A 17432-nucleotide genomic window follows, 5' to 3' on the forward strand; every position below is an offset into this window, starting at 1 on the left:
AAGAATTGTAAAATTTCCGAGGAAATGATAGAAAAAAGAAAAAACTGAGCGTTTTGGCTCAGTTTTTAGTCCATTTGTTTCTTTTTGTAAACTACAATACAAAGAATAATGGAAAGCACACACCAAATTATAATATTGATTAAATCACCACTAACAGTCGAAAATCCTTTTCCAGCCAGCAATTTCGGCATTGCGTCCGCAAGATGCTTCGTTGGAAGGAAATCGATTGCCTTTTTTACAAACTCACTTTTAATAAATCCGCCTAACATTGGAGCTAGAAAAAAAACAAATAGAATCGGCATACCTACTACTGATGTTGACGCCGTTGTTTTAGCTATTAATCCAATCCCCGTACCTAACATAAGGAAGAAAAATATACTAACAAGTAAAAATAGAGCAATTAAAACCATATTCCCCTTTATTACACCTAAAATCGCAAAGTTACTAATACAAATTACGAATGTAATAAGAGCTGTTAATGCGCTTTTTCCTAGCAATACTTCTAATGTTGATGCTGGAGATAACATCATTACACGTAGCGTTTGTTTTTCTTTTTCCTCCGCAATTAAAGCTGCTTGAACAAAGCTTCCTACCATTGTTAAAGCCATTAAAGTTACCATATTAGCGATTTGCTCTTTCGGTCCATCCATCTGTTGATAAACAAAAGAAAATACGAGTGGCAGTGCCGCCATTACGAGTACAGATGCATTTGCTTTAATATCCTGTACCTCTTTCCGAAAAATAGCTGAAAATCTTCTCATTGAAAATGTCATTATAATCCCCTCCCAGTAACTTCAATAAAGATATCGCCTAGCGTTGGTTCGTGTGAGTGAATGGATAGTAATTCACCTTTTTTCATCCATTCTGAAATACGTTTTGCACCTAATTCATCTTTTTGCACCACTTCTTTTTGCTTATCTTTTAATACGACTTGTATTTGATCTTTCGCATATTGTAAGCGAAGGTTCTCTGGTGTATCAAGTGCTACAATTTCTCCGCCACATAGAAAGGCGATGCGGTTACAAAGCGTCTCTGCTTCTTCCATATTGTGAGTCGTTAAGAAAATCGTCGTTCCTTCTTTATTTAAATCTTTTAAGACCTTATGAATGTTTTGTACGTTAACTGGATCGAGTGCAGATGTTGGTTCGTCTAAGAAGAGGATATCTGGTTTATGAAGGATTGCTCTAGCTAATGTAACGCGCTGCTTCATTCCCTTTGATAGTTTTTTTACTAATGTTTTTTTATCATCTAATAAGTTTACTTGCGCTAGTACTTCATCGATTCGTTCTTTTTTGCAATCGTATAAGTCACAAAATAATAGTAGATTATCATAAATGCTAAGTCTCTCATATAAACCGCTGTTGTCTGTTAAAATACCAATTCGTTTATAATCGATGCTGCTTGGCCCTGTAATATCTTTCCCTAATACTTTTACCGTTCCAACGCTATGAAGTAATTGAGAAGTTAAAATTTTTACTGTTGTCGTTTTCCCAGAGCCACTCGGTCCGAGGAATCCGAAAATCTCTCCTTGCTTCACCTCAATATTTACATTTCGAAGTGCCGTTTTTTCATTGAAACTTTTCATTACATCTTTCATTTCAATTGCCAATGTCATCTCGTCATCCCCTTTGTTTTTTCTTTTATAGATGAAAGTCGCTTTAGCGCTTTTCGTTTGTTTGTTTCGCTTTTCTTGACTCAATCATATGAAAATCAAAGGGTTTACGCAGTAAAATACCGGTAAAAGGAGTATTTTTACCGATGAATGGATCGTATTTTGAGCTTATTGGAGCACTTTTTATAGCCCAATTACACCTTTCAACTCATCCATTCGTCCTTTCGAAAGCGGGATTGAACTTTTTCTTTCGTCATCCAAAATTAAACTAAAGCTATTACGAGTCCACGTAATCACTTCTCGTACTCTTTGCAAATTTACAAGATACGAGCGATGACATCTAAAGAAACCAAAACCTGTTAATCTTGCTTCTAGTTCACTTAATGTTAATGCGCATACGAAATCCCCTTCACGAACGTGAATATGTGTTACTCCGTTTTGCGTTTCAATGAAATGGATTTCCATTGGGTCTAATAAGATGATTTTATCGTTTACTTTCGCTGGTATTCTTTCTAACTTCATTTGCGGAATCATTTGAACGACTTTTTCTTCATCGACCTCTTCTGCTTCCTCTTGTTCAATTTCTACTTTTTTCACACCATCATTGTTTAATATGTATACATCTTCTGTTAACGAAAGAGCGTCCGATAGGAAAGATGATGTAATAAAAATCGCCTTTCCTTGCTCTTTCATTTTCATAATTGCTTTTCGAATCACAATCGTACTCTCTGTATCTACATTTTGCTCTGGTTCTTCCAAAATAACTAAATCCGGATTATGAATCATAACTCGCCCAATATGAAGACGACGTTTCTCTGAAAATGATAGTTTTTCTATTTTAACGTTTAATTTATCTAAAAGGCCGACATATTGTACAACTTCTTCTATACTCATATTCGATTCATAGAGCCCTATTAAAAACTTAAAGTATTCCTTCACCTTCAAACGATCATATGCCTCATCTTTCAAAAAACAAAAGCCGATGCGAGAATAGTTTTTCTTTCCAATCGACTCTCCCTCAAATAGCACATTGCCAGTTGAAGCTTCTTCCTCACCAATAATAATACGGTGTAACACTTTAGCTGTATGGTTATTACATTGCAAAACAACACATTGCCCCTTCTCAACCTTCAGTTCAACTGCCGGTAACTGGTTCGTCTTACCTAATTGTTTCAACTCCAGTAACGCCATTTTGTCTCCCCCAAATACTTTTTATCCTATTATACCAAACAATTAATGGAAAATTATGATATTTTAAACAAAAAGCAGGTGCCAGGAGACCCTGACACCTACTTCTTCACCATCAACTTACCTTCATAATCGTTCATCGTCTTTATTTCAACGCCTTTATAGTAATGAGCGACGATATCTGTATATTTCTTACCTTCCGCCGCCATGCCATTCGCGCCGTATTGGCTCATACCAACGCCGTGGCCGAAGCCTTTCGTCGTAACAATGATTTTATCTCCATCTTGTTTCCACGTGAAGTCAGAAGAGCGTAACTCTAATTTGTCACGTACATCTCTTCCGGTTAATGTTTTCCCTTGAAACGCTACTTCTTTTACACGTTTTCCTTCTGTACGCCCTTTAATATCACCAACTTTTCCGTCTGCTAGCACTTTCACACCGAGACGTTTTTGAAAATCAGCTACGGTAAAGGTTTGCTCGCTCGTAAATTTCGGAGAAGCTTGATCCCACGGGCTATCTACACTCTTTAAGTACGGATAATCATTTCCCCAGTAATCGGCTGCATTTTCTGTCCGGCCATTACTCGTTGAGAAGAATGATGCTGAGATTGGCTTTCCGTCATACGTTAAAACTTGTCCTGCGGTTTTCGAAACAGCTTCTTCGATTTTCTTCAAATTATTTTCGTAGTTATTGCCCCATTGTTTTTTCAATTCTTCTTTGCTTTTGTACACTTGATCTTTCACCGTATCTGTCACGTCCGCATTGTTTTTCTTACCTCCGCTTAGCATACGCTGCACGACAAATGTTCTCGCTGCTAATGCCTGCGCCTTTAGCGCCTCTATTTCAAAACTGGCATTCATCTCAGAAGCTACTACACCGGTCACATACTCCTCCATAGGTAATGACTCTACCTTCTTTTGTTTCTCGCGATATACAGCAACTTGAACCGCTGTATCCACTTTTCCTGGAGCTGGTATACTTTCTATCGCTGGAGGAGTTTTAGAAGCTGCTTTTCCCTCTACTTTTGCTTTCGCAAACGGAATCACAAGAGCAGCAGGTACAATGATAACGAGCGCTATGAGAAGCGCTACTGTAATAAAAAGTGGCTTTGAAAATTTCATCTTATTTCCCCCAATATAAAGTGAAACTTTAATCAGTGGGGGTTTCCTTCATCCCCCACTGATTATTAGTTGAACCAATCGGGCTTTTATGGGCAGTTGATCCCCCACCTAACTTCTTTGCTTTTGCTGAATTTTGAGGTGGGGGTCTTACTGCCCATTAAAGCGGGATAAAAAAAGCTTTACTCCATTCATTCTTATGGAACAACTCTTTCTTTTAGAACATACTTAAGGGGATCCATATAAAACAAAAATTTTCTAAATATTTTTACTGGTACGTGCATAAGTATAGAATTTCTTGACTATAACAGTAATAAGCCCAAAAAAATAGCCCCTATGTCAAAAGACATAGAGACTATTTCAATTAAGCATGAAGATCAGAAACTTCTTGTTCTTTCACTTCTTCTACTTTTTCGTTTACACGTTCAATAGTTGCACCTAATGCAGCTAATTTCTTATGGAAGTTTACATAGCCACGGTCAAGATGTTTTAACTCAGTTACACGAGTGTAACCTTCTGATACTAAACCAGCTAAGATTAATGCAGCTGCAGCACGTAAATCAGTTGCTGCTACTTCAGCACCTTGTAAGCTGTTTGGACCGTTCATAATAACAGAACGACCTTCGATTTTAATATCAGCATTCATACGACGGAATTCTTCAACGTGCATAAAGCGGTTTTCAAATACCGTTTCTGTAATCATACTTGTTCCATCAGCTTGTAGTAATAATGCCATCATTTGTGATTGCATGTCTGTTGGGAAACCTGGGTGAGGCATAGTTTTAATATCAACCGCTTTTAACTTATCTGGGCCGATAACACGTACACCTTCATTTTCCTCAATAATTTTAACACCCATTTCTTCCATCTTCGCTGTAATTGAGCGTAAATGTTCAGGCACAGCATTTTCAATTAAGATGTCTCCACCAGTAATTGCCGCTGCAACCATGAATGTTCCCGCTTCAATACGGTCAGGAATAATAGAGTGGTTTGCACCATATAATTTATCGACGCCTTCGATACGAATCGTTCCAGTTCCAGCTCCGCGTACTTTCGCTCCCATCGCATTTAAGAAGTTAGCTAAGTCAACGATTTCTGGTTCTTTCGCTGCGTTTTCAAGGATTGTTGTCCCTTTTGCTAATGTAGCTGCAGACATAATGTTTTCTGTCGCGCCCACGCTTGGGAAGTCTAAATAAATTTTAGCTCCTTTTAGTTCTCCCTCAACGTATGCCTCAACAAAACCGTTACCAACCTGTACTTTTGCTCCCATTGCTTCGAAGCCTTTTAAATGTTGGTCAATTGGACGTGAACCAATTGCACATCCACCAGGAAGTGCAATACGAGCACGACCGTTACGTGCTAATAAAGGTCCCATTACTTGAACAGATGCACGCATTTTACGTACATATTCAAATGGTGCTTCAATGTTTAGCTCTTTAGAAGCATCGATTGTTACTTGGTTATTTTCAAATACGACTTCAGCATTTAAATGACGTAATACCTCATTAATTGTGTATACATCAGACAAAACTGGTACTTCAGATAGTACATTCTTTCCATCACTCGCTAATAGGGCTGCAGCGATTATAGGTAATACAGCATTTTTTGCGCCCTCAACACGCACTGTGCCGTTTAACCGCTTTCCGCCACGGACGATGATCTTTTCCAAATTATTCCCCTCCGTGTCCTTTTTTCAGTATCTATTCACTCAATACTCAGAAGTTATGATCGGTGTGCCAACCACAATTGTATCTTTGTTGTCTGTAGAACGTATTGCTATTTGCACATTTATTTTCTCTCTATTTGTTGAAAGAGCGTCATCCCACTTTTTATTGTATGCGGAGACTGACACAAATGCTCTTTCTTCTATCTGTTCGATCGCTCTTGCTGAAAGATCTTTCAAAACCTGATTGGTTTTATTTTGCAAAACACCTTCAATCTTATCATTCAGTACACCTTGAACACAAGTGTAAATTATAGGTTTTTCACTAAAAATTTTATTCGTTTTCTGAATATACTTCGGGTCCCATTTTGCCCCGCTTACTTCAAAGATAATGAAAGTGTTTTCTTTAGTATTTTCCTTACTCCAAGTTACTACTACTCGTTCTTCATAGGAAGAAAATTTTTTATAGGATGTAGCTTTATATCCATCTGGAGATTGCTCTAATTCCCACTTTTGAATATTCGCCTTATCCTTCACATCGTTTAACAACTTTTGAAACGTATGTATATTAGAAATTGTTTTTGTTTCTCGTGCTAACCATGACCATTTCTCTACTTTAGCATCATTTTTCTCTACAGCTGCGATCATGTTCTCCATCTTCTGTTCATCGCTCATTGGTTTCATCTCTCTATACCCAACCAAAAATAAAACAACACTTAATGCAACAATAAGAATGGCTTTAAGCTTCAATTTCATCCCCTCCTATCCCCATTGTTAACGGAGATATGAGGTTCTATACACTTACTTTACTAAATACGTTAAACTCTTTGAATAGCCTAAATAATCAAGGAAAAAGTTACTTACAGATGTCCCAATTGCAATTGTAATTAAGATAAGTAATACTCTCGTCTGCATCACCTTTCCAGGCTTCATTAAACGCTCAATGTGAATACCTTGTAAGGCCCACCACGTAATGGTAATAAACAATAAATGCGAAACGATAGCAATCAGTGCTTGTTGCCCTAAAAGATGTGCCAAAAAACCGACTCCTTTTTACCTAGCTACTACTTACGAAATCATATAAAAACGATACCATAATAAGTAGGAGCCACACTTTTTCAAATACAAATAAGCATCTTACATTTTACATCGTAATTTTCTTTTTAAAAGCGTATACTTATATGCATTTTCAATCGTAGTTCACACAAAATAAAAAGCGCAGAGTAACGACTCCACACCTTTTATTTTCACTATTGTACCACGTTCCCTAAGAAGAAGAAATCTTTCATTAATGGAAAATATTCATAAAAGAAATTGTACCCAATCATCGGCATAATCCCCAGTATTACAATCGAAATTGCGCAAAGGCTCATCACAACCTTTATATTGAGTGGCAAACGAATTTTCTCTTCTACTTCTCCTGTACGGAAAAACATTTGCTGTAAAATACGGAAATAATATACGAATGAAATGACTGTCGTCCCCATCATAATAGAAGCTAGTACGTAATGAGCTGGCTCTACATGAAGGGCCCCTAAAAAGATATTAATTTTCCCAATGAAACCAGCTGTTCCTGGTATCCCCGCTAGCGATAAAATAAAAATCGTCATCACGATTGCTGTAAATGGCGACCTTTTATATAATCCGGTAAAAATGGTGATATTTTCTTTGTCGCTTTGTAAGATTAAGCCGTGGATAATTGCAAACGCACCTATATTCATAAGCATATACGCAAGCATGTAAAACCACATGCTATCCATCGTAAATGGTGATAATGCTACAAGCGGTACGAGTAAATATCCTGCATGCGCGATTCCTGAATAAGCAAATAAACGTTTTACGTTATATTGCTTTAATGCGACTACATTTCCAATAATCATCGTAATACTAGCTAGCACAGCGATGTATATGCTCATACGTCCGTATAAAGATTGCATGTCTCCTTGTACCGATACGCTTGCAAAAACCATGAGGAACAAACGAATAATGAGTAAGAACCCCGCAATTTTAGAAATCGTTCCAAGAAAAGCAGTAACAGGTGTAGCCGCTCCCTCATATACATCAGGCGCCCACATATGAAACGGCACTGTCGCAATTTTGAATGAGAGCCCAACGAGTAATAATAGAAATGCAAGAGCTAGCAATAACTGAATGCCACCAGCCAGTTCCCCAGCAAATACCTTTTGCATACCCACGATATTAGTTGATCCTGTAATGCCGTATAAATAACTCATTCCAAAGAGCGTAATTGCCGTTCCAATTCCTCCATTAATGACATATTTCATTGCTGCCTCATTTGATGTACGGTTCTTTTTTCGTATTCCTACTAAAATGTAGGAAGAAAGTGAAAGCAATTCTAAACCGACGAAAAGTGTAATGAAATCGACGCTAGAAGCCATAAACATCGCCCCAAGAAGCGCCATTAAAAATAAGTAATAATATTCTCCCTTATCTTCAATTGGATTTTTCTTATCATCGCTCATTGCGATGCATAAAATGAGGGCCGCCCCGCCTAACAACAACGTTTTAAATCCTTTTGAAAATCCATCTAACACAAATGATCCATTTAAAATATCTCCTGCTGGTTCGCTATATAGCGTAATTAGTGACACGATTGCTAATACGATCGCCGCGATGGCACCAAGCCCTACGTATCTATGGTTCAGCTTAAAAAACAAATCACATATGGAAAGAAGGATGGCAGCACCGAGAATAATGAATTCTGGCACCATGAGATGCCACGATAAGCTAAGTAACGTATTCATATCCATCCTACTTCACCCCCAATGTTTTCAACGTATTTTGAAGCGGATCCCCTAGTATTTCTGGCATTACGCCAATTGCAATAATGCAGAAGATAAGTAGCAATATAGGAACATACTCCCATCCGTGTATATCAGCTTTCGCTTCCCACTCTTTCTTACCAAATGTTACTTGCAGTGTTGCCCTTAATACGTATACAGCGGTTAAAATGATGCCAAGTACTCCGGCCACTGCAACGACTGGCTCTCCTTGGAATAAACCGAGAAAGGCAAGAAATTCGCTAACAAATCCGGACATCCCCGGCAATCCAAGCGATGCCATTCCTCCCGCTAAGAAGAATCCGCTAAGTACCGGTACACTTTTTGCAAGTCCGCCAAGCGCTGTAATATCCGACGTTCCAAAACGCTGTTCTATAACACCAAGTAAGAAAAAGAGTAAGGCCGCAATTAAACCGTGCGAAACAACTTGGAATAGAGCGCCTTGTGTACCTGGTGCATTTAACGCCCCAAGGCCCATTAATACAATACCCATATGTGAAATACTAGAGTAAGCAAGCACCTTCCGGAAGTCCGTTTGAATGAGCGCTAAGAAGGCTCCGTACAATAAATTGATGACTCCTAAAATCGCAATGAGCGTTGCAAACTCGCGAAAGTATTCCGGGAATAGTCCCTGGCCGAAGCGGATTATACCGTATGCTCCAATCTTCAGTAAAACACCTGCATGAAGCATAACTACAGCCGGATGTGCTTCAATATGTACATTGACCATCCAGCGATGTAACGGGAAAACGGGTAGTTTAATCGCAAAAGCGATCATTATGCTAAGAAACAAGCCGAACTGTAAGCTATTTGGGACAGCCATTCCTCCGCCAGCACCTACACTCGTTAATATTTCTTTAAGCTCTGTAATATTGGTTGTACCTGTTTTCGCAAATAAAACCGAGAAAACGATGAGCAAAATAGCGGAGCCAATACCGTTATATATTAAATAACTATAAGCAGCCTTTTCACTCGACAATTTCCCCCACTTCCCAATTAATAAAAACATCGGTGGCAATGTAATTTCAAAGAAGATAAAGAACAACATTAAATTTTGAGCAGCGAAGACACCGAGCATCCCTATTTCTAACATGAGTAACAGCATATAAAATGCTTTCAAGTTTCTTTTAATAGTAAATGCTGCAATTGCTGCAAGCATCGCTAGAAGGGCCGTCAGTACCATCATAACGAGCGATAAACCATCAATACCAAGCTCGTAATAAATGGAAAACCATCTTTTATCCACCGCTGCTAAATCCCCAAATGTAATCCATTTCACTTTTTCATCAAATAGAGACAAACTCTTTCCAGAAGCATATGTACAAGCGAGGACGATAGCCATTCCGAATGGAAGCGCCGTTCCAAATAAACCGAGCGCTCGCACTGTACGCGATTCTTTTTTCGGTGTGAATGCAAGTAAGAGAATTCCTAAAAGCGGGGAAAAAATGAAGAACGTTAATAACAAATCATTCATCGTAAATCCCCTCCCGTATAGAGCAAAATAATGAAGAGTACTGCCAGTGAAACAGCTGTTACAGTCCCGTACACTTGTACATTTCCGTTTTGGAGTCTAGAGCCAATTGTACTTATCCCTTTCACTAAACTCCCTATTAAAATGGCAATTCCTTCGACTACATACACTTCAAATAGGCGAAGCACATGAGCGATTCCTTTCGTAATAGGGAGCACCGTCATATTGTATAGTTCATCCACATAATATTTTTCTTTCAAAAGTTTATAAAGAGGCGAGTCCTCGCCACCAGCCCAATCTCTAGAAATAGATCTCTTGCCATATATGACATATGCAAGAGCAATCCCTGTCAAAGAAACGAGCGTCGCAACAATCATAATCCAAACTGGCCCGTGCCCCTCTCGCACTTTAAACGCTACATCTTTCGTAAGCCAATCTCCGAGAAACGTTCCAAACCACGGTGTATTTATATAGCCTGCCACGACTGCAAGAACGCCAAGGACAATCATCGGATACGTCATGATGCGGGGCGATTCATGCACATCTTCCTTCGTCTTCGCTTCCCCCGTAAAGACAAGAAAGTATAGGCGGAACATGTAGAACGCTGTTAGGAATGCTGCAAGTATCGCTAAGACGAATAAAACGTAATTGCCGTTCATCCAAGCTGCCGCTAAAATTTCATCTTTACTAAAGAAGCCAGAAAGGAGTGGCACACCACTAATTGCAAGAGTACCGATTAAAAATAAGGCACCCGTTACTTTCATCTTCTTCTGTAAACCGCCCATTTTATTAATGTTTTGCGTATGCACTGCATGAATGACACTTCCTGCTGCCAAAAATAGTAATGCTTTAAAAAAAGCGTGTGTCGTTAAATGGAACACACCAGCTACATAACCGGCAGATCCTAGTGCAAGCATCATATACCCGAGCTGGCTAACTGTAGAATAAGCAAGCACTCTCTTTATATCCGTTTGTACAAGACCGATGGAAGCTGCAAAGATTGCAGTGAAAGCTCCAACAATTGCTACCGTCTGCATCGCCACCGCACTTGCTGAAAATAGCGGAAACATCGTTGCCACTAAATATACGCCAGCTGCGACCATCGTCGCCGCATGAATAAGTGCCGAAACAGGCGTCGGCCCTTCCATTGCATCTGGTAACCACGTATGAAGCGGGAACTGACCTGATTTCCCCATCGCCCCGATAAAAATTAATATCGCCGTTATTGTAATCATTGTCGGAGTCAAATCACCCGTATGAATCGCTCTAAAAATTGCGTCATATTCAAAACTACCTGCATGCCAGAAAATTAAGATCATCCCAATAAATAAACCGACATCGCCAATACGTGTCATAATAAAAGCCTTTTTCGCAGCAGCCTTCGCTTCTTCTTTAAAGAAATAAAAACCGATGAGTAAAAATGAACCAAGGCCGACTAACTCCCAAAATATATAAAGCTGTAATAAATTCGGTGATATAACAAGCCCGAGCATCGCAAATGTAAAGAGTCCTAAATAGGCATAAAAGGTTGGTAATCTTTCCTCACCTTTCATATAACCTTTCGAATACACGTGTACAAGTAAACTCACAAGTGTAACGATAAACAACATTAAAGCCCCTAATGCCGTCACTTCAAAGCCAAATGATATATCAATATCTCCAGCTCTAAGCCATACCCACTTATGCTTCACTGGTACTGTCGAAAACCGTTCTATTAATACAAGTACCGCAAATATAAAGGAGAGAAAGACGAAGAAAATACTAAGTACACTGCTTCCTTCTCTAATTTTCTTCCCGAATATAATTAATAACAAAAACGAAACAAGCGGGAAAAGCGGTATGAGCCATGCATAATCGATCATTGTTTCCTTCCCCCTTTTCGGTCACAATGTTATCCTTTAAGCGTATCCATTTCATCTACATGAACTGTCGTACGATTACGATATAAAGCAATTAAAATGGCGAGTCCTACCGCCGCCTCCGCTGCCGCTACGGCCATCGTAAACAGAGAGAAAATTTGCCCTGTTAAATTTGGGAACAAACCTAATTTACTAAACGCTACTAAATTTAAATTGGCTGCGTTCAGCATTAATTCAATACAAACTAATACAATTACTGTATTGCGCTTCGTTAAAGCTCCAAATAAACCGATGCAAAATAAAATAATCGCAAGCGTTAAATACGCAGAAGCAGGAACGCTACTCATTGGAATCCTCCTCTTTCTCATCCTTCTTCGCAAGAATAATTGCGCCAACAAGTGCTACAAGTAAAATAACTGAGGTTAGCTCAAATGGAATAATATATTTTGAATAGAGAAGTGTACCGATTTGAAGTGTGTTTTTTTCATGGAGAGGTAAACTTCCTTGTGTGCTTTCATTTGCAAAATCAATATTGTTAACAGCGAAATACATAACTGCCCCAAATGCTACAACCGCAAAGAAGATAATCCATTTTCGAAGAGTAAGACGTGATTCATTTTCTGCGTTATGTTTCGTTAACATAATGCCAAAAATCATAATAATTGTGATCGCACCTGAGTAAAGTAAAATTTGTGCAACCCCGATAAATTCAGCTGATAAAAGAAAGTACAAACCTGCAATGCTGAGAAATGTTAGAACGAGAGCTAGCATCATATGCATGACTTTCGTTAAATTCAACATAAGAACGCCGCCGATAATTGCAGACAAGGATAGTATAAAGAATGCTATAAACTCGCCATTCATGCTTTATTCTCCTTTCTGACGTTTTCGTCGTTTTCATCAAGCCACTGCAAATTTTTAAATAAGTCATCCCGTGAATATTCCGCGAGTTCAAAGTTATTTGTCATAACGATCGCTTCTGTCGGACAAACTTCTGTACATAAATCACAAAGAATACAAATTTCAAAATTAATATCGTACGTGTCGATAATTTTTCCTTTTTTCGTAGGATCCGGATGTTTTTTCCCCGTTAACTGAATACAGTCTGTCGGACAAATATTGGAGCACTGGTTACAAACAATACACTTTTCTGGATAAAACTTTTGAATCCCTCGAAAACGATCTGGCAATGGCAACGGTTGATTCGGATAATCATACGTCACTTTCTTTTTACTCAAATTGCTTAATGTATATTTTAATCCTTTAAATAGCCCTTTCATCTCTTACTGGCACCCCCCTCATAGATTAGAAGAATAACTCCTTAATCAATGCCGTTAAGAAAATATTTGCAAGTGCAATTGGCAATAATACTTTCCAGCCAAACTCCATTAACTGATCACCTCTTATACGCGGAAACGTAACGCGGAACCAAATTAATAGAAAGACTACACTGCTAAACTTTAAAGCAAACCATACGGCACCTGGGATAAATCCAAGGAACATAACTGGATTCCATCCGCCTAAAAAGAGCACTGTAATTAAAGATGCCATCCCGAAGAAATATACGTACTCTGAAAGCATGAAAAACGCCCAGCGAAACCCTGAGTATTCCGTATGATATCCAGAAACAAGCTCCGACTCAGCTTCTGGTAAATCAAACGGCGTCCTATTTAACTCCGCTACCGCTGCGATTAAAAATACGACGAAACCGATTGGTTGCACGAAAATGTACCAAACATTCTCCTGCGCCGCTACGATTTCATTTAAATTTAGGCTACCCGCTAACAAAACGATGCCAATTACACTCATTACGAGCGGAATTTCATAAGAAATCATTTGCGCCGCTGCACGCATCCCTCCTAAAAGGGAATATTTATTATTCGATGCCCATCCTCCGGTCATGACCCCAATCGTCGTAATGCCAGAAACAGCAATGTAATACAGTAGACCTACGCCAATATCCGCGAACTGAAATTTATCAGTAAACGGGATGACTGCAAGAACCATAAATGCTGGTGCGAATGCAATGACAGGTGCTAATATAAACAACGGTTTATCTGCCGCCTTCGGAATACTATCTTCTTTCAATAATAGTTTTAAAACATCGGCTACCGTTTGCAGTAAACCGAACCGGCCTCCGACTTGGTTTGGCCCAATCCGCCCCTGCATAAAACCCATCACTTTCCGCTCTGCCAAAATACCATATGTAACAAAGCCAAGGACCGCAAATAGTAGCAGCACCGCTAACCCGAAAAAAATGAAGAAATTCGTCCAGCTTGAAGGTGATTGTAAGAGCGTTTCAATCATCAGCCATCAACCTCCCCAAGTACAATATCAACTCCACCTAAAATCGTAATTAAATTGGCGATGTTTTCACCTTTCAATAACTTCGGTAAAATTTGCAAATTGTAAAAAGACGGCCTGCGGAACTTCAAACGGTACGGCTCTTTCTTTCCGTCACTAGCAATATAGCAACCAATCTCTCCTCGCGGCGACTCTATACGGACGAATGCTTCCCCTTTAGGAGCCTTAATAATCTTCGGTACTTTCGCAAGTACTGCTCCTTCTTTCGGGAACTGCTGGACAGCTTGCTCGACAATTTTTAACGACTCCTCAATTTCCTTCATGCGGCAAACGTAGCGATCCCAAGCATCCCCCACGCTCCCAACAGGAATATCGAAATCAAAACGGTCGTAAATGGAGTACGGTTCATCCTTGCGAAGATCCCAGTTTACTCCGGTGCACCGCAAATTCGCTCCGCTTAAAGAATACGAAATCGCATCTTCTTCGCTATATATACCAACGCCTTTTACACGATTTAAGAAAATCTCATTGCCACTAACGAGATCATGGTAACCCGCCAATTGTTCTCTCATATACGGGACAAATTCTTCCACTTTTTCAATCCAACCGTCCGGCGCATCCCACTTTACACCGCCGACTCTCATATAGTTAAAAGTAAGCCGGGCACCGCATAACTCGTTTAATAAATTAATAATCATCTCCCGCTCACGGAACGCGTATAAAAACGGGCTGACCGCTCCTATATCGAGAAGATTTGTCCCCCACCAAACGAGATGACTCGCAATCCTTCCGAGTTCCATTGCAAGTACTCGCAAGTATTCAGCTCGCTCTGGGATTTCAAGCCCCATCATCGTCTCTACAGCGTGGCAAATGACGTAATTATTCGTCATAGCCGATAAATAGTCCATCCGATCTGTATAAGGGATAATTTGCGTATACTGTAAACTCTCTGCAATCTTTTCGGTCCCGCGATGCAAATATCCAATAACCGGTGTAGCTTCTTTAATAATTTCCCCGTCAATTTTAATAACAAGCCTGAACACACCGTGTGTACTCGGATGCTGAGGACCTACATTCAAAAGCATTTCTTCCGTACGGATCATTTAGCTACACCTCCACATCATACGGTTCATAATCTTTTCTAAGCGGATGACCTATCCAATCATCGGGCATTAAAATACGCGATAAATTCGGATGTCCCTTAAATACAATGCCGAGCAAATCATACGCTTCCCGCTCTGGCCAGTCCGCCCCTTTCCAAAGCGCTGTCACCGATTCTACTTGCGGCGCTTCCCGATCCAGCTTCACCTTCACCGCTACTGACTGTTTCTTTCCATATGAAAATAAATGAACATACACTTCCATATGTGTCACAAAATCCGTCGCATGTAACTCTGACATATAATCAAATGCGAGTTCCTCATGGGATCGCAGTAACTCCATTACTTCATAATATTTTGAGGGCTCCACTACAAGAGTTGGTACATCTTTGGAAAGTTTATTAATGTAGCAATCTACTAAAGCATCCTCTCCTACTTTTCCCTTAATAACTTCAACATACTGATTTAAATACGGTTGATTCACGGATGGCTCTTCCTGCTTCGCTTCCTCTTCCTTCTTACCTTCAGCACCCTCCATCTTCGCCCTTGCAGCCGCTGCCGCTTTCGCCTTCGCTGCTGCAATTGCCTTCGCCTTTTCATCTCCCGAATCCCCATCACCTTGCGAAGCTTTCTGCTTTGCTAGCGCCGCTGCTTTTGCCTTTGCGGCCGCCACAGCCTTCGCTTTCGCCTTGGCCTTTTCTTCTTCTGTTACTTCTTCCATTCCTTCTCTTTTTTGTTTTGCTAACGCCGACGCTTTCACTTTTGCGGCTGCTGCCGCCTTCGCCTTTGCTTTGGCTCTTTCCTCTTCCGTCACTTCTTCTGTTCCTTCTCTTTTTTGTTTTGCTAACGCCGCCGCTTTCGCTTTTGCGGCTGCTGCTGCCTTCGCCTTTGCTTTTGCCTTTTCTTCTTCTGTTCCTTCTTCCATTCCTTCTCTTTTTTGTTTTGCTAGCGCCGCCGCTTTTGCTTTTGCGGCCGCTGCTGCCTTTGCTTTCGCCTTGGCCTTTTCTTCTTCTATTCCTTCTCCTTTTTGTTTTGCTAACGCCGCCGCTTTCGCTTTTGCGGCTGCTGCAGCACGGTGTTTCGCTTCTTCCACAGTCATACCATCATTTTTTGATAGCGCTTTCTCTTTTTCTTGATTTTCTTCCTCAAGTTTACTTATTTCCGCATTATGTTTCGCAACGAGACGCTTTCTCGCCTCTTCTTTCGCACGCCTAGCCGCTTCTCTTTTCAAATCCTCTAAATCTTTGTTTGGATCACTCATTTATTCGTCACCTGCTTCCCCGTCTTTGCCTCGTAACGAATTTTTTCTTTTAATTTATTAATGCCATAAATTAAAGCAGCGGGATTTGGTGGGCAACCAGGGATATACACGTCAACTGGTACAATTTGATCTACACCTTTTACAACAGCATATGAATTTACATACGGACCCCCTGCTGTCGCACAAGATCCCATTGCAATAACCCATTTCGGTTCAGGCATTTGATCATATAAGCGCCGAACAATAGGAGCCATCTTCTTCGTTACCGTTCCCGACACAATCATAACGTCCGATTGCCTTGGTGAAGTCCGAAAAAATGACCCAAATCGATCTAAATCATAATGTGATGAACCTACTCCCATCATTTCAATTGCGCAACATGCCAGTCCAAATGTCATTGGCCATAAAGAATTACTTCGCGCCCATCCCTTCAACTGTTCCAATGTAGAAAAAAAGATATTTCGTTCTAATTCCGCTCGCTCATTTGGATGTAATTCCTCAAAATTTATAACCATTGTAACACCTTCTTTTTCCAAGCATACGCTAACCCAACTAGCAACATTACAACAAAAATGAACATTTCAATCAGTGCAAATAAACCGAGCTTGTCATATGCAACAGCCCATGGATATAAAAATAAAGTTTCTACATCAAAGATGACAAACAATAAAGCAAAAATATAGTAACGAGCATGAAACCGAATATTTGCATCATGAAAAGGCTCAATCCCACTCTCATACGTCGTCGCTTTCGCTGCACTTGGTTTACTCGGGCGCAGCATCCTTCCTAATGTAAGAGCCACTACCGGAAGCAATATGCCTAATAGCAAGAAAATCAAAACGATCATATAACTATTTTCATATACACTTGCCATTGTGAAACCCTCCCCCCTAAATTAAGAACAAGTTCACTTAGTAAACAATATGTCCTAGTTGCAGTAATTATTATTTTTAAATTTTTCTAAATAATGCAACTATTTTAATCATTATAGCAAACTTCAAATTCCCATGTCGATATGTTGGGGACAGAAACGAGAATTATTAAAATCTATTTTT

Annotated in this window: 18 protein-coding genes; all 18 read right to left on the reverse strand. The window is 39.8% G+C overall.

Annotated elements, in window-relative coordinates; all coding sequences use genetic code 11:
• Nucleotides 1-65: 65 nt before the first annotated feature.
• A complete protein-coding gene (locus ACTFRN_RS15295) occupies nucleotides 66-773 on the reverse strand; it encodes an ABC transporter permease (protein WP_000144429.1) in 708 nt (235 codons plus the stop codon).
• Nucleotides 773-1615, reverse strand: a complete 843-nt coding sequence (locus tag ACTFRN_RS15300; RefSeq protein ID WP_000170842.1) for an ABC transporter ATP-binding protein — start codon at nucleotides 1613-1615, stop codon at nucleotides 773-775. The genes ACTFRN_RS15295 and ACTFRN_RS15300 overlap by 1 nt, the downstream gene beginning before the upstream one ends.
• A 180-nt stretch (nucleotides 1616-1795) precedes the next feature.
• A complete protein-coding gene (locus ACTFRN_RS15305) occupies nucleotides 1796-2803 on the reverse strand; it encodes a LytTR family transcriptional regulator DNA-binding domain-containing protein (RefSeq protein WP_001185955.1) in 1008 nt (335 codons plus the stop codon).
• Between the two features lie 98 nt (nucleotides 2804-2901).
• The gene (spoIID, locus tag ACTFRN_RS15310) at nucleotides 2902-3921 is read right to left on the reverse strand and encodes a stage II sporulation protein D (protein WP_000672638.1); all 1020 of its coding nucleotides are present in this window, start codon (nucleotides 3919-3921) and stop codon (nucleotides 2902-2904) included.
• Nucleotides 3922-4282: 361 nt separating this feature from the next.
• On the reverse strand, nucleotides 4283-5587 hold the full coding sequence (gene murA / locus ACTFRN_RS15315; RefSeq protein ID WP_000411263.1) for a UDP-N-acetylglucosamine 1-carboxyvinyltransferase: 1305 nt from the start codon (nucleotides 5585-5587) through the stop codon (nucleotides 4283-4285).
• A gap of 39 nt (nucleotides 5588-5626) precedes the next feature.
• Nucleotides 5627-6331, reverse strand: coding sequence for a YwmB family TATA-box binding protein (locus ACTFRN_RS15320; protein WP_000767919.1), 705 nt, complete (start codon nucleotides 6329-6331; stop codon nucleotides 5627-5629).
• A 51-nt stretch (nucleotides 6332-6382) separates the two neighbouring features.
• Nucleotides 6383-6619: a DUF1146 family protein gene (locus ACTFRN_RS15325; protein WP_000940742.1), complete on the reverse strand. Its 237-nt coding sequence runs from the start codon at nucleotides 6617-6619 to the stop codon at nucleotides 6383-6385.
• Nucleotides 6620-6831: 212 nt separating this feature from the next.
• Complete coding sequence (gene nuoN / locus ACTFRN_RS15330; RefSeq protein ID WP_041184560.1) at nucleotides 6832-8346, reverse strand: NADH-quinone oxidoreductase subunit NuoN; 1515 nt, start codon at nucleotides 8344-8346, stop codon at nucleotides 6832-6834.
• 7 nt (nucleotides 8347-8353) lie between these two features.
• Complete coding sequence (locus tag ACTFRN_RS15335) at nucleotides 8354-9856, reverse strand: NADH-quinone oxidoreductase subunit M (RefSeq protein WP_000998900.1); 1503 nt, start codon at nucleotides 9854-9856, stop codon at nucleotides 8354-8356.
• A complete protein-coding gene (nuoL, locus tag ACTFRN_RS15340) occupies nucleotides 9853-11715 on the reverse strand; it encodes an NADH-quinone oxidoreductase subunit L (RefSeq protein WP_088106309.1) in 1863 nt (620 codons plus the stop codon). The genes ACTFRN_RS15335 and nuoL overlap by 4 nt, the downstream gene beginning before the upstream one ends.
• A gap of 29 nt (nucleotides 11716-11744) precedes the next feature.
• Entirely contained in the window at nucleotides 11745-12059 is a 315-nt protein-coding gene (gene nuoK / locus ACTFRN_RS15345; protein ID WP_000100078.1) for an NADH-quinone oxidoreductase subunit NuoK, read from the reverse strand.
• The gene (locus ACTFRN_RS15350) at nucleotides 12052-12576 is read right to left on the reverse strand and encodes an NADH-quinone oxidoreductase subunit J (RefSeq protein WP_001012803.1); all 525 of its coding nucleotides are present in this window, start codon (nucleotides 12574-12576) and stop codon (nucleotides 12052-12054) included. The genes nuoK and ACTFRN_RS15350 overlap by 8 nt, the downstream gene beginning before the upstream one ends.
• Entirely contained in the window at nucleotides 12573-12992 is a 420-nt protein-coding gene (gene nuoI / locus ACTFRN_RS15355) for an NADH-quinone oxidoreductase subunit NuoI (RefSeq protein WP_000677191.1), read from the reverse strand. Before nuoI ends, ACTFRN_RS15350 begins: the two co-directional genes overlap by 4 nt.
• Nucleotides 12993-13017: 25 nt before the next feature.
• Nucleotides 13018-14019, reverse strand: coding sequence for an NADH-quinone oxidoreductase subunit NuoH (nuoH, locus tag ACTFRN_RS15360; protein ID WP_000573423.1), 1002 nt, complete (start codon nucleotides 14017-14019; stop codon nucleotides 13018-13020).
• Nucleotides 14019-15119, reverse strand: coding sequence for an NADH-quinone oxidoreductase subunit NuoD (gene nuoD, locus ACTFRN_RS15365; RefSeq protein WP_000621448.1), 1101 nt, complete (start codon nucleotides 15117-15119; stop codon nucleotides 14019-14021). The genes nuoH and nuoD overlap by 1 nt, the downstream gene beginning before the upstream one ends.
• Nucleotides 15120-15123: 4 nt before the next feature.
• Nucleotides 15124-16377 carry an NADH-quinone oxidoreductase subunit C gene (locus tag ACTFRN_RS15370; RefSeq protein ID WP_088106308.1) on the reverse strand — a complete coding sequence of 418 codons (1254 nt, stop codon included), beginning with the start codon at nucleotides 16375-16377 and terminating at the stop codon, nucleotides 15124-15126.
• On the reverse strand, nucleotides 16374-16892 hold the full coding sequence (gene nuoB / locus ACTFRN_RS15375; RefSeq protein ID WP_000236331.1) for an NADH-quinone oxidoreductase subunit NuoB: 519 nt from the start codon (nucleotides 16890-16892) through the stop codon (nucleotides 16374-16376). Before nuoB ends, ACTFRN_RS15370 begins: the two co-directional genes overlap by 4 nt.
• On the reverse strand, nucleotides 16883-17251 hold the full coding sequence (gene nuoA, locus ACTFRN_RS15380) for an NADH-quinone oxidoreductase subunit NuoA (protein WP_000179276.1): 369 nt from the start codon (nucleotides 17249-17251) through the stop codon (nucleotides 16883-16885). Before nuoA ends, nuoB begins: the two co-directional genes overlap by 10 nt.
• Nucleotides 17252-17432: the final 181 nt, after the last annotated feature.

The organism is Bacillus cereus group sp. MYBK245-2, assembly GCF_051916145.1.
Taxonomy (GTDB): Bacteria; Bacillota; Bacilli; order Bacillales; family Bacillaceae_G; genus Bacillus_A; species Bacillus_A pacificus.